Consider the following 22,746-nt stretch of genomic DNA (forward strand, 5'->3'; position numbering starts at 1 on the left):
CTCAGGTCCCCGCGCCGCCCCTCCGCCGCTGACCGTCGGCGAGCCGGTGGCGCGGCCGGAGACCCGCGTCCTGGTGCCGACCCACGGCCGAACCCCGGTGCTGCCGACGACCGACCTGATCTGGGACTTCGCCGGCGAGACCATGGGCACGTCCTGGGCGGTCCGTCTGGTGCCGCCATCGGGTCTGGATCGCTCTGCGTTCCAGACCGCGATCGAGGCCGAATTGGCGGCGATCATCGCCCTGTTCAGTCACTGGGACCCTCTGTCAGAGCTGTCCCGACTGAATGCCGCACCCGCCGGCTTCTGGGCCGTGTCAGAGCCGTTCTGGGACCTGCTGAACACTGCCCTCGACATCGCCGACGACACCGATGGCGCGGTCGATCCGACGCTGGGGGCGCTCGTCGACCTCTGGGGCTTCGGCCCGCCGGGACCGCGTCCCGATGTGCCGACCGACGACGACATCGCCGCCGCCCGCGCCGTCAGCGGCTGGGGCGGGTTAAGGCTCAATCGCGAGGCGCGGGCCTTACAGCAGCCGGGCGGCCTCAAACTGGACCTGTCCGGTATGGCCAAGGGTCACGCCGTCGACCGCGTCTCCGCCCGTCTGACGGCCCTCGGCTCCGCCGATCATCTGGTCGAGATCGGCGGCGAGCTGCGGGGGACCGGCGTCAAGCCGGGCGGCCATCCATGGTGGGTCGAGCTGCAACAGGCCCCGGGTTCGCCCGCGCCGCGCACCGCCGCGGCCCTGTTCGACATGGCCGTCGCGACCTCGGGCGACTGGGTCCGGCGGTTCGAGGTCGCGGGCCAGACCTACAGCCACACGATCGACGGCCGCACCGGCCGGCCGGTCGCAAACGGCGTCGCCTCGGTCACCGTCCTGGCCGACACCGCCCTCTACGCCGACGCCATGGCCACGGCCCTGACCGTCATGGGACCCGAAGAGGGACCCGCATACGCCGAGGCGTTGAACCTCGCCGCCGCCTTCGTGGTGCGGACCGACATCGGCCTGATCGAGATCGTCTCGCCGGCCTTCGCCGCCATGGCCGCCGAGGGCGCGTGACCGCCGATCCCCTGCGCTGGTTCTGGGCGGCCGTCGCGGTCGGCCTGTGGCTGCTGGTCCTTGCGGCCGTGGCCTGGAGCCGCGCCCGGGCCCGCCGCGCCGCCGCTGCCCGCGCCGGTCTGCTCGATGCCTCCGGCACCGACGTCGTGACGGTCGCCTTCGCCAGCCAGACCGGCCTCGCCGAAGACCTGGCCTGGATGACCGCCCGCAGCCTGTCCGACGCCGGCACCGGCACCCGCGTCGTCCCGCTCGGCGACCTGGACTTTCCGACGCTGAAGACGACCGGCCGGCTTCTGATCGTCGCCTCGACCACCGGCGAGGGCGATGCACCGGACACGGTGTCCCGGTTTGTCCGCCAGGTCATGTCCGAAACCCCCGACCTGACCGGCGTCCACTACGGACTCCTGGCCCTCGGCGACCGCAGCTACACGGCGTTCTGCGGCTTCGGACTCGCGCTCGACGCATGGCTGAAACGCACCGGGGCCGAGCCTCTGTTCGACCGTGTCGAGGTCGATGACGGCGACACCGGTGCCCTGCGCCACTGGCAACACCAGCTCGCGGTCCTGACCGGGTCAGCCATCCCCGCGGACTGGACTCCGCCGGCGCTCGACCGCTGGCGGCTGGTCGAGCGCACGCATCTGAACCCGGGCAGTCCGGGCGGTGAGGCCTGGCTGCTGGCCTTCGCGCCGGTCGACCATGCGCCGGTCTGGGTGGCGGGCGACATCGCCGAGATCGGCCTGCCTCCGCTCGCAGATGCCGGTGCCCCGACCAGCCGCGAATATTCGGTCGCGTCTCTGCCCCGGGACGGCCGGGCCGAGTTCATCGTCCGCCGCATGATCGCCGCCGACGGAACGCCGGGCCGCGCCTCGGGCTGGCTGACCCGCGACGTCGCGCCCGGAGACGAAGTGGCCATGCGTATCCGCCCCAACCGCGGCTTCCATGGCCCGACCGCAGAGACACCCTTGATCCTGATCGGCAATGGCACCGGGCTGGCGGGCCTTCGCGCGCACTGGAAGGCCCGGGCGGGTGCGTCGCACGGCGGCGTCTGGCTGATGTTCGGCGAGCGCACCCGCGCCCATGACGCCTTCCTCGACGATGAACTTGAGGCGGCGCTCTCGTCCGGCGATCTGACCCGGCTGGACCGGACCTTCTCACGCGATCCCGGCGACGCCCGCTATGTCCAGGCCCTGATCACGGACCATGCCGACGACCTCAGGGCCTGGGTCGATCGCCGTGCGGTCATCCTCGTCTGTGGCAGTCTGGACGGCATGTCCAAGGGCGTACAGGCGGCGCTGGCGGATACGCTGGGGCCCGAACGGCTGGACGACCTGACTGGAGCCGGACGCTACCGCCGCGACGTCTACTAGACCTCGGGATCAGCCGCCCTGGCGGGTGACGATGTCGCGACGCATCGGTGCCAGCCTGGACAGGAGGCGGTTCTGGGTGTGGAAGGGCACACCCTCCGCCGCCATGGCGTCCTGCAGATGCTCGACCAGCGCCCCCATGTCGGCGGGCTGCAGACCCAGATCCTTGTGCGCATCCTGCATCGACCGGCCCGTATAGGCGCAGCCTCCGCCCAGCACATAGCAGATCTGTTCCTTCAGGGTCCGGGCCAGCCGCACCATGTCGGTGGCCCGAAAGATGTCCGCCGTGCGCGGATCGGTGGTGCTCCGGGCCAGCATGTCGTCGACGATGCGGTCGATCCCCGGCCGGCCGTGGAAGGCCTCGAACATCGCCGTGCCGGTGAAGGGCACGGCACCGGCGTTGGCGTCATCGACGACATAGGCCGCGACGGCGTCTTCGCCGGGACGATGCGCGGCGTCCTGGGCGGCCACCGGACCCGCGATCAGGGTGAGGGCCGTGATCGTCCCGGCAAATATGGATCGGCTGATCATCTCAGAAGCCTGCCTGAAGGGAGACATAAAGACCGCGCTGGTCGTCGAACGTGGCGATGGAGCCCAGATCGGCCCAGGCCGCCGTGACAGATACGTGCTTGTTGACGGCCCAGGCGGCATAGACGTCGAACCAGTCATCCTCGGCCGCGAAGGACAGGTTGTCAGGCTTGGTCCGGTATTCGGCCCCGACCACCAGATTGCGGCTCAGCAGCCAGCCGACCGATCCCTCGAACTGGGCCTCCCGGTCCATGTTGGCGTCGCCGCCGAAGCCGAGCAGGCCGGTCTGGTTGGCATTGGTCCAGCGCACCGTCCCCGACACCAGCAGGCTCTGCGCCAGAAACAGTCTGGTCGCGGCGACGTAGAATTCCGTGCCCTGATCATCCTCGCCGCCGATGGCCGCAATGACCGCGCCCTGGTCGTTCCGCTTGTGCTGCACGCCGACCGAGATCTGCGGGACCCATGTGTCCTGATCATAGACGGCGTCGCCGGTCAGCCGGACCTTTACCCCGATCACGTCCTGGCTGAAGGTGAAGCCCTGACCCAGTCCCAAGGCGGAACCGGTGTCCCCGGTGTCAAACTCCTGCCGGGCCGCCGACAGTTCGACCCGGTCCCACAGGCCGACCGCGACCCCTGCGGTGCGGAAGCGGTAGTCCGGAAGCTCGATCAGGGTGACGTGGGCATTGGCCCCGATGCCGTCATCCTCGCCATAGCCCGTCACCGTGGCCCAGGTTGCGATCCCGCCGCCGCCGGAGCCCTCGATGGTCGATACACCGCCGGTCAGCAGCAGTTTGCCGCCGCTCCGGACGTCAGGAATGAAGGACTGGGCCTGCGCCCCGCCAGCGGCCATCGATACCAACACGGCCAGGGCCAGGGCCAGGGCCAGGGTTTGTCGATCCATGTTGTCTGTTCACGCTCACGTTTGAACCCGACGGGTACAAAGTCGTGGTTAAACTGCAGTAAAGTTCGCCAGACCGGGCCCTGTGAGCGGTCATCGATTGGGCAATCCGAACCGGTCATCTTGCCGCAGCTTTCGATTTACCCCGATTTCATACTGATTTCGTACAAGCGGACAGATGCGTCGTTTTCGGGTTCTTGTTGTTTCGATCTGTCTCGCGGGTCCGGCCTTCGCCGGCGACCTGACCGTCAGCGTGCGTGACGCCGCCGGCCTGCCCGTTCGGGACGCCGTGGTCACCGTGACGCCGGCCGCGGGCATTCCCCGGGGACCGATCCGTTTTCCCTGGGCGCTGCGGATGACGCAGCAGGACATCCAGTTCCAGCCCTATGTGCTGATCGCGCCGGTCGGGGGCACCGTGGCCTTCCCCAACCTCGACCGGGTCCGGCACCAGGTCTATTCCTTCTCGCGCGGGGCAAGGTTCGAACTGCAGCTGTACGGACGCGACGAGAGCCGCACCCACACCTTCACCAGCGCCGGTGTCGCCGCCCTCGGCTGCAACATCCACGACCAGATGCTGGCCTATATCAAGGTGGTCGACACCCCTTGGGCGATGAAGACCGACCCGGCCGGCAACGCGGTCCTGAGCGACATTCCGGCCGGATCCGCCACCCTGCGTGTCTGGCATCCCCGGCTTGCGGGCCGGGGCAATGAGATCGCCCGGACGGTGACCGTCTCCGCGGCGGCTGCACGTCAGTCGGTCTCAGGCGACTTCAGGGCGGCGGTTCGATGACGCTGCGCGAACGGGCCCAGCGGCTGCTGACCTTCCGCAATCTGCGGACGCGCTTCACCGTGCTCTACATGGGTCTGTTCGCCCTCGCCCTGGTCCTCAGCGCCGTCGCCGTGGCCACCGCCGTGACCAGCAGCGCCCGCCGCATGGTCAGCGACGAGATGACCTCCGCCGGTGCCGTCTACGGCCAGCTGTGGGCCAGTCGTTCGGCCCAGCTTCGCCAGGGAGCCGCCGTCCTGGCCCAGGACTACGGCTTCCGCGAAGCCGTCGCGACCGACGACGCGCCGACCGTCCGATCGGCCCTCGAAAATCTGCGCACCCGCCAGGGCGTGGACGGGGCCCTGATCCTGGGCGTCGACGGCTATGCCGCCTCGGCCGGGATCAATCCGGATGACGCGGCCCTCGACACCCTGTTCAAGGGGCTCGATTCCGGAGGCGTCGACAGCGGCGTCCTGAGCATCGGCGGCCAGCCGTTCCGGGTCGTCGCCGCCCCCGTCAACGCTCCGGTGCTCATAGGCTGGGTCGTCTTCGCCGAACGGCTGGACGCGGCCCAGATGCGCAATCTGGAACAGCTGTCCGCCATTCCCCTGACCGCTGCGGTCGTCACGACCCGGACCACGACACCCTCGGACGGCCTGCCCGTCACCGTCCAGACCGACGAGGGCCCGTCGATGCAGCTGGCTCACATCCTGCCCGGTTTCGACCCGGCGGTGCGCCCGGCCCTGCTGCTGACCTATCCGCTGCATCGCGCCATGAAGCCCTATCAGGCCCTGTTCCTGTGGCTCATCGCGATCGGGGCCGCGGGTCTGGCTGTGCTGATGGCCGGCACCTGGGTCCTGTCGCGCGGCCTCACCCGCCCGATCACGGCGCTGGATGAGGCGGTGCACCGTCTGCAGAAGGGCGAGTACGTCGAGGCCCCGGTCACCTCGGGCGACGAAATCGGGCGCCTCGCCGCCAGCTTCAACGCCATGGTCGGCGACCTGCGCGACCGCGAGTCCCGCCTGACGCATATGGCCCTGCATGATCAGGAGACCGGCCTTCCCAACCGCCTGGCCCTCGAACGCCAGGCTGGTGGCCACGCCGAGGCGTGGGTGATCCTGTTCGGCGTCGATCGGTTCGAGGTGGTGCGCAACGCCATCGGCTATGACTCCATGGCCCGCCTGCTGGCCACGCTGGGGGCCCGACTGTCGGCCCTTGCGGAAGGGGCCCCTCTGGCGCGGGTCGGTGCCGGTGCCCTGGGTCTGATCATCGTCGCCCGGAACAAGACCGAGGCGCTCGAGGCGGCCGAACGCCTCGCCGGCGCGGCCCAGGCACCGATCGAGGTCAACGGTGCCCCGGTCGACATCACCCTGACCGCGGGCGTCGCGGGCCACGGCGCGGCCGGTTCGGACCTGTCCTCCCCGGTGGACCGCGCGGCCATCGCCCTCGATCAGGCCCGGGCGATGCGCCGGCCGAGCGCGGCCTTCGACGAAGCGGCCTATGGCGACCCTGGCGACAACCTGTCGCTGATCTCCGAACTGATGACCGCCCTCAACGAGGGCGAGGTGTCCCTGGCCTATCAGCCGAAATACGATTTCCGGGCCGAGGGGATCACCGGCGTTGAGGCCCTGATGCGCTGGACCCATCCGCGCCGGGGCATGGTCTCGCCGGACCTGTTCATCGGCATGGCCGAAGAGACGGGTCACATCCGCCCTCTGACCGAATGGGCCATCCGCCGGGCGATCGCGGATCAGAAAACCATGGCCGCGGCCGGCCACGCCCTGATAGTCTCGGTCAACATTTCGGGCCGGCTGCTGTCCGACGAAAGCTTCGCCGAATTCGCCCTGAACGAGGTCGCGACCTCGGGTGCCGACCTCTGTTTCGAGATCACCGAGACGGCGGTGATGGACAATCCCGACATGGCCCTGCGCATCGTCGACCGGTTTGCGGATGCGGGGATCTGTGTGTCGCTGGACGACTACGGCTCCGGCCTGTCCTCCCTGACCTATCTGAAGCGCATCCGCGCCGACGAGCTGAAGATCGACAAGAGCTTCATCCTCGGTCTCGACGATTCATCGCGCGACGCCCTGCTGGTGAAGTCGACGATCGATCTGGCGCACGGCCTCGGGCTCAAGGTCACGGCCGAAGGGGTCGAGACTCCGACCGCGCTGGCCCTGTTGCGCGGCATGGGCTGCGATCTGGCCCAGGGCTATCTGATCGGACGGCCCGTGCCGATGGCCGCCCTGCTGGACCGCCTCGCCGCTCCCGCCGAAGACGCGCAGGCCGCCGTCGGCTAACCGACCGCCACCTGTTTCATCGACACCGACGGGTCGACCAGCTTCGCCGCATCGACGGGCGTCGCCTTGCCGATCATCATCCGTCCGGCCATGAACTCGGCCGGCGCATTCACGGCCTCGACGCACAGGATGCGATCGCCCGCCAGGTGGAAGACCGCGAACGAGGCCCCCTCGCCGATGACATCCGGGTCCCCCCGCACCAGCTGACGGTCCGCCCCGTCGGGCAGGCCGGCGATCTGAAGCTTGAGGTCGTACTGGTCCGACCAGAACCACGGCACTTCCGGCGTGGGGGCCGCCCGCCCGACGATGGCTGCGGCGGCCTGTTTGGCCTGCTCCAGCGCATTGGGCACGCTTTCCAGACGATGCCGGTGCCCGCCGTGCGTCGGCACGGGCCGGAAGGTCATGTCGCCGATGGCCCGGATGGCCGGGTCCGAGGTCCGCGCGGTCTCATCCACCACCACGCCGTTTTCGCACGCCAGCCCCGCCGCCCGGGCCAGCTGGTCGCAGGCCAGGGCCCCGACCCCCACCAGCACCGCATCGACCTCGATCACCCGCCCGTCCGCCAGACGCACGCCGGCGTCCTCGAACGCCGAGACCTCGGCCCCGGTCAGAATCTCGACTCCCTCGCGCCGGTGCCAGGCGGTGAAGAAGGCCGACAGCGTCTCCGATGCCACCCGCGCCAGCACCCGGCCCATGCGTTCGATGACCACGACCTCCGCCCCCAGCGCCCGCGCCGAGGCGGCGGCTTCCAGCCCGACGTAGCCACCGCCGACAATCGCCAGCCTCCGGCCCGGACCCAGGGCCGCCTTCAGCCGTTCCGCATCGGCGAGGGTGCGCAGCTCCAGCAGGCCGGCCCGGTCCGCGCCCGGAATCGCCAGTCGCCGCGCCGTCGATCCCGTCGCCAGGATCAGGGCGTCATAGGGTTCGATCGTTCCGTCGGCGAAGGTCACCGTCCTGGCTGCGGCGTCGACCGCGGTCGCTGTGACCCCGGTCCTCAGCTCGATACCGTGTTCCGCATAGAAACTCTCCGGGCGCAGCAGCAGGGCCTCGAGATCGGCCTCCCCCTTCAGCCAGGACTTGGACAGGGGCGGCCGTTGATAAGGTGCCGCCGGCTCCTCGCCCGCCAGAATGATCGGCCCCTCATGGCCATACTGCCGCAACAGCGCCGCCGCCGTCCCGCCCGCATGCCCCGCGCCGATGATCACAACCCTGGTCATGGGACCGAAATAGAGGGGTGAGGGGCGAGGGTCGAGCGGCGAGTTTGCCCACCATCAACCGGACCCTGCGGCCCCCGCTTTCAATCGCCTTGACTGTGCCACTGTTACAGCATAGTGGAACGCGCCATGATCGAGACCGTCACCCGCAGCGCCGTCCACAAGGCCGCCGACGACCGCCTGGCGCTCTATGACGCCCTGCTGTCGTTGAAGACCCGCGAGGAGGTCGACGCCTTCCTGTCGGACCTGTGCACCCCGTCCGAATTGCGCGCCTTTGCGGAACGCTGGGCCGTGGCGCGGCTTCTGTACCAGAAGGCCAAATCGTATCGCGAGATCGCGATCGAAGCGGGCGCCAGCCCAACCACCGTCGTGCGGGTCGCCCGCTTCCTCAAGGAAATGCCGCACCAGGGCTATCGCCTCGTGCTGGATCGCCTGAAACCGAAAGACTGAGTTTACACCATGAGTACCGTCCAGGGCCGGCTGCGCATCGCCGTCCAGAAATCCGGCCGTCTGTCCGACCGCAGCCTCGACCTCGTCCGCGATGCGGGCCTGCGTGTGGTCAAGGGCAACAACGACCTGCTGTACCGCGTCGAAAACTATCCGATCGACCTGCTGCGCGTGCGCGATGACGACATCCCGACCTTCGTCGCCGACGGCGTCTGCGACCTCGGGATCGTCGGCGAGAACGTGCTGGAGGAAGTCCGCAACGGCGGGCCCGTGGCCGAGGTCCTGATGCCGCTCGGCTTCGGCCGCTGCACGCTCAAGATCGCCGTGCCGCCGACGCTGGCCTATGACGGACCGGCGTCGTTGGAAGGGCTGCGCATCGCCACCTCCTATCCGAAAATCCTGCGCCGCTTTCTGGATGGCCAGGGGATCGCGGCTGACATCGTCACCATGCGCGGTGCCGTCGAGGTCGCCCCCCGGCTGAAACTGGCCTCGGCCATCTGCGACCTGGTCTCGACCGGCGCGACGCTGGACGCCAACGGTCTGGTGGCCAGGGAAACCGTGCTCGAGAGCCAGGCGGTCCTGATCAAGTCGCCGGTCGCGCCGGAGGCGGGCCTGCAGCACCTGCTGGACAGCATCGTCGAACGCATGGCCGGGGTGGTGTCGTCCCAGGGGGCCAAATACGTGATGCTGAACGCGCCGCGCTCGGCCCTCGACGCCATCACCGCCATCCTGCCGGGTGCCGGTTCGCCGACCGTCATGCCCCTGTCGGGCCGCGACGACGCGGTGGCCGTGCACGCCGTCTGCCAGGAGGCCGTATTCTGGGAGACCCTCGAAAAGCTTAAGGCCGCCGGGGCCTCGGCCATCCTCGTCCTGCCGATCGAGAAGATGATGTGATGAAGCGGTTCGACTGGAGCACCCTCGACGCCGCCGGCCGCATCGCCGCCCTCGCCCGCCCGCTGCGGCGCAGCGAGGCCCGCGTCACCGACACCGTGCGCGACATCCTCGAGGACGTCGCCGCGCGGGGCGGACAGGCCGTGACCGACTGGAGCGTCAAACTGGACGGGGCCCCGCCGCGCCGTCTCGCCCTGACGCCGGGCGTCGTCGCCGCCGCGCGCGACCAGCTGCGCCCCGCCGACACCCGCTCGATCCGCATCGCCGCCGAGAACGTCCGCATCTTCCACGAGGCCACCCGGCCGGAGGATTCAAACTGGGTCGAGATCACGCCCGGCGTCCGCTCGCGTCTGGTCTGGCGGCCCCTGCAGTCGGCAGGCCTCTATGTCCCCGGCGGCTCGGCCCCGCTGTTTTCGTCCCTGCTGATGATGGCCATTCCCGCCGCCGTCGCCGGCGTCAGTCGCCGCGTGGCGGTGACCCCGCCGTCGAAATCCGGAGCCACTCACCCGGCCATGATCTTCGCCGCCGCCGAAGCCGGGCTGGACGAGCTGTGGCTGGTCGGCGGGGCCCAGGCCATCGCCGCCCTGACCTTCGGAGCCGAGCTCGAGGACGGCGTCATCGAACCTTGCGACAAGCTGTTCGGCCCCGGCAACGCCTGGGTCGCCGAGGCCAAGAAACAGGCCAGCGGACGCCCCGGGGGTCCGGCCGTCGACATGCCCGCGGGGCCCTCGGAACTGATGGTCATCGCCGACCGTCGCGCCGATCCCGTGATCGCCGCCGCCGACCTGCTCAGCCAGGCCGAACACGACCCCGACGCCCAGGTCGTTCTGGTCTGTGACAGCGAGCGGATGATCGACGAGATCCTCGCCGAGGTGGAGGCGCAGCTGCCGTCACTGCCCCGCGCCGACATCGCCCGCGCCTCGCTGGCCGAAGGCCGCGCCGTCCGCGTCGCCGACCTCGACACCGCCTGCGCCGTGGCCAATGCCTACGGCCCCGAACACCTCGCCCTCCAGACCGAGGACGCCGAGGAGCGGGTGGCCAAGATCAGCGCCGCCGGAGCCGTCTTCGTCGGCACCTTCGCCGCCGAGACCCTGGGCGACTATGCCGCCGGACCCAGCCACGTCCTGCCTACAGACGGTGCGGCCCGCACCATGGGCGGCATCACCACGGCCAGCTTCATGACCTCCATGTCGGTGCAGAGCGTTACCCGGGCCGGGGCCGCCGATCTGGCCCCCGTCGCCGCGCGCCTGGCCCGGCTGGAGGGCCTCGAGGCCCACGCCCGCGCCGCCGATCTGAGGGCCGGCACATGAACCGTCCTTGCCAGATCCTCCACCGCGTAAGCGGGGGAGGGGGACCATCCGAAGGATGGTGGAGGGGGCTACCCCGGACACCGGTGTTTGCTTCCGCCCCCTCCACCGCCTTGCAGGCGGTCCCCCTCCCCCGTTCGCTCCGCTCCAGGGGAGGATCAAGATGAAAAACCTGCCCGCCCCGTTCCCGCCCCTCGTCGCCGGCGGCGACGGCCTCGACCGTTATCCCGACCAGACACCCGACCTCGCGGTCCGCATGGCCCAGGTCTATGGCGTCGCGGCCGACAGCGTCCTTCCGGTGCGCGGCCTGACGCACGGCCTCGAACTGGTGGTCCGCCTCGCCGCCCGCGACGGTCAGGCCGTCGAGGCCCCGGACGCGGAACCGTTCCGGACGCTGGCGTCGCTCTATGCCGCCCCGCCCGCCGGCGCGCCCGTCGCCGCCGTCATCCTGCGCGCCCTCGGGTCGCCCGAAGCCGTGGCCGAGATGGCCGAACGGGTCGCCCCGGCCCTGCTCGTGGTCGACGAGGGGCTGGCCGAGTTCGCCGACGCCGCCTCGGCCGCGACCGTCATCAGCGCCCACGCCAATCTGATCGTCCTGCGCAGCCTGTCCCTGGCCTATGGCCTCGCCGGGGCCCGCGTCGGGGCCGCCCTGGCGCAGCCGCAGACCCTCGCGCGTCTCGCCGCCGTGCTCGAGCCCTATGCCCTGCCCGAGGTGTCGGCGCGGCTGGCCCTGCAGGCGCTGGATCCCTCGCGCATGATGGAGAGCGGCGAACGCCTCGCCGCCGTGCGCCGTGAGCGCGAACGGCTGGTCAAGGCGCTGGGCCGCGAGATGCCCGTCGAACCCGGCTTCGGCCCCGTCATCATGGCGCGGCCCGGGGATCCCGAGGCCACAATCACCGCCCTGGCCCGGCTCGGTGTTGCCGCCGAAAGCGCCGGAGAGCGGGTCCGCCTGCCCGTGTCCGCGAAGGCCGAGGTCAACGACCGTCTGCTGGCCGCCCTCGGCCTCGCCCCCGCGGCCGGCCGCCCGCACCGCACCGGTCAGGCCGTGCGCGACACGAAAGAGACCCGCATCGTCTGCGCCGTCGACCTCGATGCCACGGGCCCGGTCTCGATCGTCACCGGCGTCGGCTTCTTCGACCATATGCTCGAACAGGTCGCGACGCACGGCGGTTTCTCGCTGCGGCTGGCCTGCGAGGGCGATCTGCACACCGACCCGCACCACACCATTGAGGACAGCGCCATCGCCCTCGGCCAGGCACTCAAACAGGCGCTGGGCGACCGCAAGGGCATCGCCCGCTACGGTTTCGTCCTGCCGATGGACGAGGCGAATGCGTCGGTCTCGATCGACCTGTCCGGCCGCCCCTATCCCGTGTTCGAGGGTGCGTTCTCGACCCCCTTCATCGGCGACTACCGCACCGATCTGACGGCTCACGTCTTCCGCTCGATCGCCGAGGCCATGGGTGCGGCGATCCACATCTCGGTCACGGGGGTCGACGACCACCACAAGACCGAGGCCGTCTACAAGGCCTTCGGCCGTGCCCTGCGCCAGGCCATCCGCATCGAGGGCGACGCCGTGCCCTCGACCAAGGGTGTGCTTTGAGCGAGGTCGCCATCCTGGCCTACGGCGCGGGCAATGTCGCCTCGGTCCAGTTCGCGCTCGAGCGTCTGGGGGCCACCGTGCGCCTCACATCAGACGCCACCGAGATCGCAGAGGCCGAGCGGCTGATCCTTCCAGGCGTCGGCGCCGCCGCCTATGCCATGTCTCGTCTGCGTGACCTGAAGCTGATCGACGCGATCCGGGCGTTTGAACGCCCGCTGCTCGGAGTCTGCCTCGGCCAGCAACTCCTGTTCGACTCCAGCGAAGAGGGCGATTCGACAGAACTCCTAGGTCTTATTCCCGGCCGGGTCAGCGTCCTGACTCCCGGTCCCGGTCGGCCTGTCCCACATATGGGATGGTCGCGCCTGTCCCGGCGACGGGACGACCCCCTGCTGGAGGGCGTCGAGGACGGGGCCTATGCCTATTTCGTGCATGGCTTCGTCTGTCCGGACGGCCCGGCGACGCTCGCCGTCGCCGACTACGGCGGGCCGGTGCCAGCCGTCGTCCGGGCCGGAAATCGCTGGGGCTGCCAGTTCCATCCCGAGCGTTCGGCCGCGGCCGGCGCGCGCATGTTGAAGAATTTCCTGGAGCTGCCCGCGTGATTGTCTACCCCGCCATCGACCTGCGCGACGGGGCCTGCGTGCGGCTGATGCACGGACGGTTCGACCAGGTGACCCGCTATGACGACGACCCCGTGTCGCGTCTGGCCGCCTTCGCCGCAGCCGGTGCCACCTGGGCCCACATCGTCGATCTGGACGGGGCCGAGGCCGGTCGCGCGGTCCAGCACGCGCTGATCGGCACCCTCGCCGCCGCCGTCGACATCCGCATCCAGTCCGGTGGCGGGGTCCGCTCGGCCGACGACGTCCAGGCCCTGCTCGACGCCGGGGTCGCCCGCGTCGTGGTCGGGTCCCTGGCCGTGTCCCAGCCCGCGATCGTGACCGACTGGCTGGCCCGGTTCGGGGCCGACCGCATCACCCTGGCCATCGACGTCAAGGCCGACGGCGACCGCTGGATCCCGGCGCTCAAGGGCTGGACCGAGGCGGCCGAGGTCGATCTCTGGGCCGCGCTGGACCGCTACCCCCCGGGTCTCGCCCGGCATCTTCTGGTCACCGACGTGGGCCGCGACGGGGCCTTGACCGGCCCCAACACCGACCTGCTGGCGGAGATCGTGCGCCGCCGTCCGGACCTCAAGGTCCAGGCCTCGGGCGGCGTTTCGCAACTGTCCGACCTGACCGCCGCCCGCGCCGCCGGCTGCGACGGGGCCATCGTCGGCCGGGCGATCTACGAGGGCCGCTTCACCGTGGGCGAGGCCGTGGCGGAAACCGCATGACGGCCCGGCGCATCATCCCCTGTCTCGACGTCAAGGACGGACGGGTGGTCAAGGGTGTCCGCTTCCAGGGCCACACCGACATGGGCGACGCCTCGGAACTGGCCGCGCGCTATCGCGATCAGGGGGCCGACGAACTGGTCTTCTACGACATCACCGCCAGCCCCGAGGGCCGCACCCTCGACTATGGCTGGGTCAGGGACATCGCCCGCTTGCTGGACATCCCCTTCAGCGTCGCCGGCGGCATCCGCTCGGTCGACCAGGCCGCGCGCTGCCTCGACCACGGGGCGGACAAGGTGTCTATCAACTCCCCCGCCCTCGAACGTCCCGAACTGATCGGCGAGATGGCCGCGCGTCTCGGCTCGCAATGCGTGGTGCTGGGTGTCGATTCCAAACGCTCCGGCGACGACTGGGTGGTGCATCAGTACACCGGCGACCCGACCGCCAGTCGCGGGGCGGGCCGGCGCACCATGGACTGGATCGTCGAGGCCCAGGCCCTCGGCGCCGGCGAGATCGTTCTCAACTGCATGGACGAGGACGGTGTGCGCAAGGGCTATGACATCGCCCAGCTGGCCGAGGCCCGGCGGCGGCTGACCATCCCGCTGGTGGCCTCCGGCGGGGCCGGCGCACCGTCGCACTTCCTCGACGTGTTTGAACAGGCTGACGTATCGGGGGCCCTCGCCGCCAGCGTCTTCCACACCGGGACCCTGACGATTCCCGATCTCAAGGCGTTCCTCTCGGACGCCGGGCAGGAGATGAGGATATGACTTTTCTTTCCGTGCATCCCGGCGACTGCCGGGATCCAGATGGCAAGAACCAGCGGGTCCAGGAGGTCCGGTCATCTGTCCTGTCGAACGGCCCCTCTGATCTGGATCCCGGCATTCGCCGGGATGCACGGTGAAACATGATCGACCCCTCCACCCTCGATTTCGACAAGTCCGGCGGCCTGATCCCCGTCGTTGTCCAGGACGCCGCCACCCTGCAGGTGCTGATGCTGGCCTATATGGATCGCGCCGCCCTCGAAGAGACCATCGCGTCCGGTGAGGCGACCTTCTTCTCGCGCTCGCGCGGCGGCCGCTGGCGCAAGGGCGAGACCTCCGGCGACCGTCTGCATCTCGTCTCCATGACGCCCGACTGCGACGCGGACTCCCTGGTCCTGAAGGTTCGCCCCGTGGGCAACGCCTGCCACCTGAACCGCATCAGCTGTTTCGGTGACGAGGACGCGCCGGGCCTCGGCCGCATCGCCCGGCTGGAGGCGACCATCGCCGAACGCGCCACCGCCGACCCCGCCGCAAGCTGGACCGCCCGCCTGCTCGCCGAGGGCCCGAAACGCGCGGCCCAGAAGGTCGGTGAAGAGGGTGTCGAGACCGCCCTGGCCGGTGCGGCCGGTCCTGATGAGGAACTGGCATCCGAAGCCGCGGATCTGATCTATCATCTGTTAGTCCTGCTTCGGTCCCGTCAAATGGTGTTTCAGCATGTCCTGGATGAGTTGGCTCGGCGGTCGCAAACGGCCAAGGACAGCGGCTAGGGACAATCCTCAGGAAGGAACGGGCGAGCGAATGTCGGCCTTGGTGCTTTTCGGCGGTGGCGGCGATCTGGCGATGCGCATGCTGCTGCCCTCGCTCTACTTCCTCGAATATGACCGGCGACTGCCCGACGGGCTCAAGATCATCGCCGCCGCCCGCAAGGACGAGAGCCGTGACGCCTACGTCGCCCGGGTCCGGGACAGCGTGCAGTCGCGGGCCGACGGACATTGGGACGAAGAGGCCTTTGCCCGCCTCGAAGCCCGGCTGGACTATGTCGCCGTCGATGCCACCAATGCCGAAAGTCTCAAACCGCTGAAGGACCGGATCGGCGAGATCACGGCCCTGACCTATTTCCTGGCCGTCTCGCCGTCGCTCTACAGCAGCATCGTCCGGGGGCTGAAAGCCGCAGGCCTGACCGGTCCCGGGGCCCGGATCGTGCTGGAGAAGCCGGTCGGCCGCGACCTCGCCTCGTTCCGCGAAATCGACGAGGCCGTCGGCCACGCCTTCACCGAAGAGCAGATCTTCCGCATCGATCACTATCTGGGCAAGGAGACGGTCCAGAACCTGATCGCCCTGCGGTTCGGCAACACCATCTTCGAACCGCTGTGGAACAATCTGACGATCGATCACGTCCAGATCACGGTCGGCGAGACCGTCGGCGTCGGCGACCGTTGGCCCTATTACGACGAGTACGGAGCATTGCGTGACATGCTCCAGAACCACATGCTGCAGCTGCTCTGCCTCGTGGCCATGGAGCCGCCCAGCAATCTGGACCCGGACTCGGTGCGCAACGAGAAGGTCAAGGTGCTGCGCTCGCTGCGCGCCGTCACGCCCGAGGACGTCGGGCGCGTCACGGTCCGCGGCCAGTACCGGGCCGGCGAAATCGACGGCAAGCCCGTCGCCGCCTATGAATTCGAACGCGGCCAGCCTTCGGACACCGAGACCTTCGTCGCCATTCGCGCCGATATCGACAACTGGCGCTGGGCCGGTGTGCCCTTCTTTATGCGCACCGGAAAGCGGCTGCCCGAGAAGCGCACTGAAATCGTCATCCAGTTCAAGCCGATCCCGCATTCGATCTTCGAGAACGACGCCCATTCGGCCGCCGACCACGGCGGGGCGGTCCAGGCCAACCGGATGATCATCGAACTGCAGCCCGAGGAGGACATCTCCCTGACGGTGATGAACAAACGCCCGGGCCTCGACCAGCGGATGCGGCTTCAGCCGATCCAGATGAGCCTGTCCTGGGGCGTCGGCGGCAAGGACGCCAAACCGCCCCGCCGCCGGGTCGCCTATGAGCGCCTTCTGCTCGACGCCATGGCCGGCGACTCCACCCTGTTCGTACGCCGCGACGAGGCCGAACAGGCCTGGAAATGGGTCGACGAGGTCTCCGAGGCCTGGGCCGGCGCGGCGTTCAGGCCGAAGGAATACACCGCCGGAACCTGGGGCCCGCCCGAGGCCGATCTGCTGCTGTCCCGCACCGGCCGCGCGTGGAACACGCGCGATGCGTAAGCCTCCGTCACCCGTGCATCCCGGCGAATGCCGGGATCCAGATGGCATGACTCCGCCGGGGGTCCATGGTTCGCGTTCTTTGTCCCGTCCTTCTGCATTACCTGATCTGGATCCCGGCATTCGCCGGGATGCACGGCAACAGGGATGACCGCCATCGAATCCTTCCCCGACGGTTCCCGTTGGGCCGACACCTGCGCCGCGCGCCTGACCGACACCCTCGCCACCGCCCTCGCCGAGACGGGCAGGGCCGTCTTCGCCGGCTCGGGCGGCTCGACCCCCGCTCCGATCTACGCCCGCATGGCCGCGGCCGATCTGGACTGGTCGAACATCGCGGTGACCCTGATCGACGAGCGCTACGTCCCCGAAAGTTCGCCGGAGTCCAACGCCGCCCTGATCCGACAGTCACTGCTGAGCGGCCCGGCCGCCGCTGCCCGGTTTGTGCCGCTGTATCATTCCGAGGTCACCGTCGACCGCGCCGCGGCCCTCGCCACCCAAGCCCTGGCCCGTGACGGCGCCCGTCTCGACGCCGTCCTTCTCGGCATGGGGGAGGATGGCCATATCTGTTCCATGTTCCCCGGCAGCCCGACCCTGAAGACCCTGCTGACCCCCACGCTCCGGCCAGCGGTCTATGGCGTGCCCCGCGGTCGTGATGGCGCAGCCCCCGGCCTCGAGCGACTGTCGATCAACCTGCCGTATCTGATGACCGCCCGGCGCGTGGTCCTGGCCATCACCGGCCCCGCCAAACGCGCCGTCTTCGCGCGCGAGGCAGCCGGCGATCCGGCCGTCCAGCCCATCGCCGCCCTCATCGCCGCCGGCGTCCCGCTCGACGTTCTGTGGACGGAGAAAGCCTGATGTCACCCCACGCCCCCGCGCTGCATCCCGTCGTCGCCGAAGTCACCGCCCGCATCGTCGAGCGCTCGAAAGCGACCCGCGCCGACTATCTGCGCCGCATGGATGCCGCCGGGTCCTCCGGCGTTGGCCGGGCCAAGCTCAGCTGCGCCAACTGGGCCCACGCCTTCGCCGGGGCCCCGGTCAGGGACAAGCTGACCGCCATGTCGGGCAGCCAGCCCAATGTCGGGGTCATCACCGCCTATAACGACATGCTGTCGGCGCATCAGCCGTTCGAACGCTTCCCGCAGGTGATCCGCGACGCCGTGCGTGAGGTCAACGCCACCGCCCAGGTCGCCGGCGGCACGCCCGCCATGTGCGACGGCGTCACCCAGGGCCGCCCCGGCATGGATCTGTCGCTGTTCAGCCGCGACGTCATCGCCATGTCGACCGGCATCGGCCTGACCCATGATGCCTTCGACGCGGTCATGGCGCTGGGCGTCTGCGACAAGATCGTGCCCGGCCTGTTCATCGGGGCCCTGGCCTTCGGCCACCTGCCGGTCGTCTTCGCCCCGGCCGGTCCCATGCCCTCGGGTATTCCGAATGCGGAGAAAGCCCGGGTCCGCGCCCTCTACGCACAGAACAAGGTCGACCGGGCCACCCTGCTGGAGAGCGAGATCGGCAGCTACCACTCGCCCGGCACCTGCACCTTCTACGGCACCGCCAACTCCAACCAGATGATGATGGAGCTGGGCGGGCTGCACCTGCCCTCGACCGCCTTCGTCCATCCGGAAACCGGACTGCGCGACGCCCTGACGGCGGCGGCCGCCAGACGCGCAGTCGAACTGGCCCGCAGCGGTCAGGGCCGGATGGCCGACGTCATCTCCGAAAAGTCGATCGTCAACATGATCGTGGCCCTGCTGGCCACCGGCGGTTCGACCAACCACGCCATCCATCTGGTCGCCATGGCGCGCGCCGCGGGTGTGCTGATCGACTGGACCGACATGGACCAGCTGTCGTCGGTGACGCCGCTGCTGGCCCGCGTCTATCCCAACGGCTCGGCCGATGTGAATGCCATGCAGGCCGCGGGCGGCGTCGCCTTCATCGCCCGCGAGCTGGCCGAGGCCGGCCATATCCATTCCGACGTCACCACCATCATGGGCGAGGGCATCCACCCGTATTTCCAGGAGCCCGTCCTGATCGACGGCGACCTGGTCTGGAAGGACGGCGTCAGCGAAAGTCTGGACACGGACATTCTGCGCCCCGCCTCGGATCCGTTCGACACCGAGGGGGGCCTGCGTCTGGTCCAGGGCGACCTCGGCCGGGCCGTGATCAAGGTCTCTGCGGTCAAGCCCGAGAACCGCATCGTCGAGGCCCCCGCCGCCGTCTTCGAAACCCAGGAAGACGCCCTCAAGGCCTTCCAGGACGGCCGGCTGGACCGGGACGTCGTCGTCGTCCTGCGCTTCCAGGGCCCCCGCGCCAACGGCATGCCGGAACTGCACAGCCTGTCGCCCGCCCTGTCGGTGCTTCAGGACAAGGGCTTCAAGGTTGCCTTCGTCACCGACGGCCGCATGTCCGGGGCCTCGGGCAAGACCCCCGCCGCCATCCACGTCAGCCCGGAAGCCCTGGCCGGCGGCCCCCTCGCCCATGTCCGCGACGGGGACATCATCCGCCTGGATGCCGACGCCGGGGTTCTGACCACCGTCGGCGTGCCCGATCTCGCCACCCGCCCCGCCGCGGCCCGGTCAGAGGCGCAGGCCGAGGGCTCGGGCTGGGGCTATGGCCGCGAACTGTTCGCCGCCTTCCGCCACGTCGTCTCGACCGCCGAGGAGGGGGCCTCGGTCTGTTTCACCCCGCCGCTCGGGTCCACGCCCCGGAACGGGGCCCGGCCGGACAACACTGTCGTCGACCGCACGGTGGATGCATGACCTCCAACACCCTGCTCGTCGGCGACGTCGGCGGCACCAATGCCCGCTTCGCCCTGGCCCGTATGGTCGAGGGCAGGCCGGTGCTCGAACACCACGACAGCTTCCCGGCCGAGACCTATCCGACCTTTCTTGAGGGGGTCCGCGCCTTCATCGACGGCTGCCCCATCAAGCCGACCGGCGGCGTGCTCGCCGTGGCCGGGCCGGTCACCGAGGGCGAGATCGACCTGACCAATTCGCCTTGGCGCGTGTCCGAGACGGAACTCCAGACCCTCGGTCTCAACCCGGTCCGCCTGATCAATGATTTCGAGGCCCTCGCCTGGGGCGCGCCCGTGGTGCCCGACGCCATGCTGGCGTCGCTGGGCGGCCCCGCCGCAGGCGACCCGCAGGCGGCCATCGCCGTGCTGGGGCCCGGCACCGGCTTCGGCGTCTCGGCCCTCGCCCGCGACATCCACGGCCACGAGATCGCCATGCGGTCCGAGGGCGGCCACGCCTGTTTCGCGCCCGGCGACGCGGTCGAGGACGAAATCCTGCGCCTCCTGCGCCGCCGCTATGACCGGGTCTCGATCGAGCGCCTGATCTGCGGCCCCGGCCTGCTGAACCTGCACCGCGCCCTGGCCGAGATCGACGGCCGCGAGAGCCATATCGAGGACCCGGCCCGGATCACGGCCGAGGCGCTGGAAAACCCGAACAGCCCCTGCGGGGCCACCCTCGCCCGCTTCTGCGCCATCCTCGGGGCGGTGGCCGGCGACATCGCCCTGACCACGGGCGCGCGCGGCGGCGTCTATATCGCCGGCGGCATCGCCCCGCGCATCCTGCCCTTCCTCAAGGCCAGCCCCTTCCGTGAGCGGTTCGAGCGCAAGGGCCGGTTCCAGGACTATATGGCGGCCATCCCGACGCACGTGATCCTGCACAAACACGCCGCCCTGCTGGGAGCCGCCCGCGTGGCCTTCGCCGAGGAAAATTGACGTTCCAACACTTTTTTCTCACGGGCCCGTGAACCGAAGCGGCGCGGCAGAGTTATCGGATTTCCACTCTTAAAGGATATCCCATGCGTAAACTGATCATCGCCTCCGCCGCCATCTTCGCCCTGACCGGCGTCGCCGCCTGCGAAAGCCAGGCCGACAAGACGGCCGAAGTGCAAGCCGACGCCCTGGAGCAGCAAGCTGCCGCCGCTCCGACCGAGGCCGCTGAAACCGCCCTCAACGAAAAAGCCGACATGATCGAGCAGCAAGCCGGCAATGCCGACGGCGGCGCGACCACGGCCAACACCCCGAACACCTCGCCTTCGACGGCGAACCCGGGTCAGTAAGACCCGGACAGCCGGGGCCTTCATGACCCCCGGCCATTTCGGAACGGTCAGCCCCCGTCGCGCAAGCGGCGGGGGTTTTCCGTTGGGGCCGGCGTTCGGCAGGAGGCGCGGACCGGCGCGAGGCCTACATCAGGCGTTCAACTGTAACCATAATTAGCGGCTGGCTGTCCTGGCCGGGATAGTAGACCCGGCCCTCATTCGCCGCCGCGCCGACCGGTTCGAGCTTCATCTCGGTGAGGAAGCGAAGTCGACGCTCGGTGTCCGTCGAAGACCCGGAGAGCGTGTGGTCGAACCGACATTCCGCCAAGGCTCCATCCCGGACCACGCAGCTGAGATCGACGGGGGTTGGTGGCGGCGGTGTGGAGGGCCCCCGGCTCTGAGGTCGCGCTCCGCCGCTGACGCTACGGCTACGAGTTTCAGCGTTTGGCCGCGACCCTCGCGCAATCTCCTCGGCATGGTCGGCCTCCCACTGGCTCTTCAGGTCGTCGCCGGTCCGGGAAAGCAGGTCTCGCTCGTCGACTGACGCATAACCGCAGGCGGCCAGCACCCGATCGAGATTTTCGTTCTGGGTGGGCAGGTCGAAGATCGCATGGACCGGAGCCGCGCTCCCTGCATGCGACCTGAGCTCGAATCTGCCGCCGCCCCGCAGGAAGCGGGCATCCCGGCCATTCACGGAGGCGGTCATGGCCGCAGCTCCGGGATCAGCGAACCACGTCTGGGCATCGCTCCGCCCATCAGCGCGCGACACCGACATGACCCGGGTTCGCTCTGGCGACGCCGGCAGGCCGACCAGCACAACCCGGAGGCCGACCGGCGCGCACTGGACCACGACAGCCTTGCCATCCTCATAGCGCACGGCGGCAATCGACAGGTTTTGGGCGGGATCAGCCGCGAACTCCCAGTCGTCGTCCTGACGCATCAGCGGGTTTGTCGGGAGACCGGCCGGCACCAGCATCGAAAAAGCTGACCACAGCCCGGCCAGGATGAATCCGTTCATTCGCTGCCTCCACACCCGCTCGGATGAGAACGCATGTCCCGGCTCGCACGGTCAAGCTAGCAGCAGTTCAAAGACCCGCTTTCCGATCGCTTTGGCAGAAGGCCGCCTGCTCTTGCGGTGCGGCTGTCAGGCCTTCTTCGGTGGCCAGGGCACGAAGGCGCTGGTCCGTCGGATGTATTCCGCATAGCCCGGCTTGGACTTGGCCGTGGCCTTCTCGGTGATGCCGATGCCCGACCATTTCGTCAGGGTGAAGGTCAGGAACAGCGGCCCGGCGACCGCCCACAGGCCCGGTCCCGTCTCGGCCGCGATCAGATACAGGCCCCACCAGACGCAGGCGTCGCCGAAATAGTTGGGGTGGCGGGTGTATTTCCACAGGCCGGTGTCCAGCACCTTGCCCCTGTTGTTCGGATCCTTCTTGAATGCCGCCAGCTGGGCGTCGCCGATGCTTTCGAAGCCGATGCCGATCACAACCAGCACCGCCCCGGTCCAGCCGATCCAGCCCACCGCCGGCGCATACGCCACCTGTCCCAGCTGCACCGGCAGCGAGGTCAGCCAGGCCAGCACCGCCTGCGGCAGGAAGACGAACAGAAGGGCCGTCTTGCCGAAGGCCCAGCCCTTCGCCTTCTCCTGCGCCTCGACCAGTTCGACATAGCGGCCGTCGGCGCCGTTGCGCCGCCAGCGGCCCAGCAGATGCCAGCCCAGCCGGATGGCCCAGACGCCGACCAGCCAGACCAGCAACCCCTTGCGGACCGGGTCGCCCTCGGTGCGCGGGAAGGTGATCAGGGCCAGCATCAGCATGCCCAGCGGCCAGACGCCGTCGATGAAGCTGACGTCCTTCAGCTTCAGGGCGACCAGCCACAGGCCCAGCATGACCGCGACGATCACGGCCAGGTTCAAGCCCAGCAGGGCGGAGATTTCAATCAGGCTCATGGCTCAGAAACGCGGCCTCGGGGGTT

General features: G+C 69.5%; 23 protein-coding genes. 18 read left to right on the forward strand and 5 right to left on the reverse strand.

Annotation, left to right across the window (positions count from 1 at the left end):
* Positions 1–46: 46 nt before the first annotated feature.
* Entirely contained in the window at positions 47–1,057 is a 1,011-nt protein-coding gene (locus ACP7AS_RS00945; protein WP_426026952.1) for an FAD:protein FMN transferase, read from the forward strand.
* On the forward strand, positions 1,054–2,424 hold the full coding sequence (locus tag ACP7AS_RS00950; protein WP_426026953.1) for a sulfite reductase subunit alpha: 1,371 nt from the start codon (positions 1,054–1,056) through the stop codon (positions 2,422–2,424). The genes ACP7AS_RS00945 and ACP7AS_RS00950 overlap by 4 nt, the downstream gene beginning before the upstream one ends.
* 9 nt (positions 2,425–2,433) lie before the next feature.
* On the opposite strand, the gene ACP7AS_RS00955 is transcribed toward ACP7AS_RS00950, so the two are convergent.
* Together ACP7AS_RS00955 and ACP7AS_RS00960 are read right to left on the reverse strand one after the other, a co-directional pair.
* Positions 2,434–2,952 (reverse strand): group I truncated hemoglobin, encoded by a 519-nt coding sequence (locus ACP7AS_RS00955; RefSeq protein ID WP_426026954.1) that lies wholly within the window; start codon positions 2,950–2,952, stop codon positions 2,434–2,436.
* A gap of 1 nt (position 2,953) precedes the next feature.
* Positions 2,954–3,850, reverse strand: a complete 897-nt coding sequence (locus tag ACP7AS_RS00960) for a DUF3034 family protein (protein ID WP_426026955.1) — start codon at positions 3,848–3,850, stop codon at positions 2,954–2,956.
* Positions 3,851–4,025: 175 nt separating this feature from the next.
* On the opposite strand from ACP7AS_RS00960, the gene ACP7AS_RS00965 reads away from it, so the two are divergent.
* The gene (locus ACP7AS_RS00965; protein WP_426026956.1) at positions 4,026–4,637 is read left to right on the forward strand and encodes a methylamine utilization protein; all 612 of its coding nucleotides are present in this window, start codon (positions 4,026–4,028) and stop codon (positions 4,635–4,637) included.
* Entirely contained in the window at positions 4,634–6,910 is a 2,277-nt protein-coding gene (locus ACP7AS_RS00970; RefSeq protein ID WP_426026957.1) for a putative bifunctional diguanylate cyclase/phosphodiesterase, read from the forward strand. Before ACP7AS_RS00965 ends, ACP7AS_RS00970 begins: the two co-directional genes overlap by 4 nt.
* Here ACP7AS_RS00970 and ACP7AS_RS00975 read toward each other — a convergent pair.
* On the reverse strand, positions 6,907–8,127 hold the full coding sequence (locus tag ACP7AS_RS00975) for an NAD(P)/FAD-dependent oxidoreductase (RefSeq protein WP_426026958.1): 1,221 nt from the start codon (positions 8,125–8,127) through the stop codon (positions 6,907–6,909). The two genes, ACP7AS_RS00970 and ACP7AS_RS00975, sit on opposite strands and share 4 nt — an antisense overlap.
* Before the next feature lie 126 nt (positions 8,128–8,253).
* Here ACP7AS_RS00975 and ACP7AS_RS00980 point away from each other — a divergent pair, with 126 nt between their 5' ends.
* The 14 genes from ACP7AS_RS00980 (at position 8,254) to ACP7AS_RS01045 (ending at position 20,793) form a co-directional block, all read left to right on the forward strand.
* Positions 8,254–8,574: a YerC/YecD family TrpR-related protein gene (locus ACP7AS_RS00980; RefSeq protein ID WP_426026959.1), complete on the forward strand. Its 321-nt coding sequence runs from the start codon at positions 8,254–8,256 to the stop codon at positions 8,572–8,574.
* Between the two features lie 9 nt (positions 8,575–8,583).
* A complete protein-coding gene (hisG, locus tag ACP7AS_RS00985; RefSeq protein ID WP_426026960.1) occupies positions 8,584–9,465 on the forward strand; it encodes an ATP phosphoribosyltransferase in 882 nt (293 codons plus the stop codon).
* Entirely contained in the window at positions 9,465–10,772 is a 1,308-nt protein-coding gene (gene hisD / locus ACP7AS_RS00990) for a histidinol dehydrogenase (protein WP_426026961.1), read from the forward strand. Before hisG ends, hisD begins: the two co-directional genes overlap by 1 nt.
* Before the next feature lie 160 nt (positions 10,773–10,932).
* Positions 10,933–12,369 (forward strand): imidazoleglycerol-phosphate dehydratase HisB, encoded by a 1,437-nt coding sequence (hisB, locus tag ACP7AS_RS00995; protein WP_426026962.1) that lies wholly within the window; start codon positions 10,933–10,935, stop codon positions 12,367–12,369.
* The gene (gene hisH, locus ACP7AS_RS01000) at positions 12,366–12,968 is read left to right on the forward strand and encodes an imidazole glycerol phosphate synthase subunit HisH (RefSeq protein ID WP_426026963.1); all 603 of its coding nucleotides are present in this window, start codon (positions 12,366–12,368) and stop codon (positions 12,966–12,968) included. Before hisB ends, hisH begins: the two co-directional genes overlap by 4 nt.
* Entirely contained in the window at positions 12,965–13,696 is a 732-nt protein-coding gene (gene hisA / locus ACP7AS_RS01005; RefSeq protein WP_426026964.1) for a 1-(5-phosphoribosyl)-5-[(5-phosphoribosylamino)methylideneamino]imidazole-4-carboxamide isomerase, read from the forward strand. Before hisH ends, hisA begins: the two co-directional genes overlap by 4 nt.
* Positions 13,693–14,460: an imidazole glycerol phosphate synthase subunit HisF gene (gene hisF, locus ACP7AS_RS01010; protein ID WP_426026965.1), complete on the forward strand. Its 768-nt coding sequence runs from the start codon at positions 13,693–13,695 to the stop codon at positions 14,458–14,460. The genes hisA and hisF overlap by 4 nt, the downstream gene beginning before the upstream one ends.
* Positions 14,457–14,594 (forward strand): hypothetical protein, encoded by a 138-nt coding sequence (locus tag ACP7AS_RS01015; protein WP_426026966.1) that lies wholly within the window; start codon positions 14,457–14,459, stop codon positions 14,592–14,594. The genes hisF and ACP7AS_RS01015 overlap by 4 nt, the downstream gene beginning before the upstream one ends.
* A 3-nt stretch (positions 14,595–14,597) precedes the next feature.
* On the forward strand, positions 14,598–15,221 hold the full coding sequence (gene hisIE / locus ACP7AS_RS01020; RefSeq protein WP_426026967.1) for a bifunctional phosphoribosyl-AMP cyclohydrolase/phosphoribosyl-ATP diphosphatase HisIE: 624 nt from the start codon (positions 14,598–14,600) through the stop codon (positions 15,219–15,221).
* A gap of 31 nt (positions 15,222–15,252) precedes the next feature.
* The gene (gene zwf, locus ACP7AS_RS01025) at positions 15,253–16,728 is read left to right on the forward strand and encodes a glucose-6-phosphate dehydrogenase (protein WP_426026968.1); all 1,476 of its coding nucleotides are present in this window, start codon (positions 15,253–15,255) and stop codon (positions 16,726–16,728) included.
* 144 nt (positions 16,729–16,872) lie between these two features.
* On the forward strand, positions 16,873–17,580 hold the full coding sequence (pgl, locus tag ACP7AS_RS01030; protein WP_426026969.1) for a 6-phosphogluconolactonase: 708 nt from the start codon (positions 16,873–16,875) through the stop codon (positions 17,578–17,580).
* Positions 17,580–19,484 carry a phosphogluconate dehydratase gene (gene edd, locus ACP7AS_RS01035; protein ID WP_426026970.1) on the forward strand — a complete coding sequence of 635 codons (1,905 nt, stop codon included), beginning with the start codon at positions 17,580–17,582 and terminating at the stop codon, positions 19,482–19,484. Before pgl ends, edd begins: the two co-directional genes overlap by 1 nt.
* Positions 19,481–20,449, forward strand: coding sequence for a glucokinase (gene glk, locus ACP7AS_RS01040; protein ID WP_426026971.1), 969 nt, complete (start codon positions 19,481–19,483; stop codon positions 20,447–20,449). Before edd ends, glk begins: the two co-directional genes overlap by 4 nt.
* Positions 20,450–20,532: 83 nt before the next feature.
* Positions 20,533–20,793 (forward strand): hypothetical protein, encoded by a 261-nt coding sequence (locus tag ACP7AS_RS01045; RefSeq protein ID WP_426026972.1) that lies wholly within the window; start codon positions 20,533–20,535, stop codon positions 20,791–20,793.
* Positions 20,794–20,917: 124 nt separating this feature from the next.
* Here the strand turns inward: ACP7AS_RS01045 and ACP7AS_RS01050 are convergent, their stop codons facing one another.
* Positions 20,918–21,790 carry a hypothetical protein gene (locus ACP7AS_RS01050; RefSeq protein WP_426026973.1) on the reverse strand — a complete coding sequence of 291 codons (873 nt, stop codon included), beginning with the start codon at positions 21,788–21,790 and terminating at the stop codon, positions 20,918–20,920.
* Positions 21,791–21,916: 126 nt separating this feature from the next.
* Positions 21,917–22,720, reverse strand: coding sequence for a DUF1295 domain-containing protein (locus ACP7AS_RS01055; protein WP_426026974.1), 804 nt, complete (start codon positions 22,718–22,720; stop codon positions 21,917–21,919).
* Between the last annotated feature and the right edge of the window lie 26 nt (positions 22,721–22,746).

Source organism: Brevundimonas sp. TWP2-3-4b2 (assembly GCF_049897345.1).
Lineage (GTDB): Bacteria > Pseudomonadota > Alphaproteobacteria > Caulobacterales > Caulobacteraceae > Brevundimonas.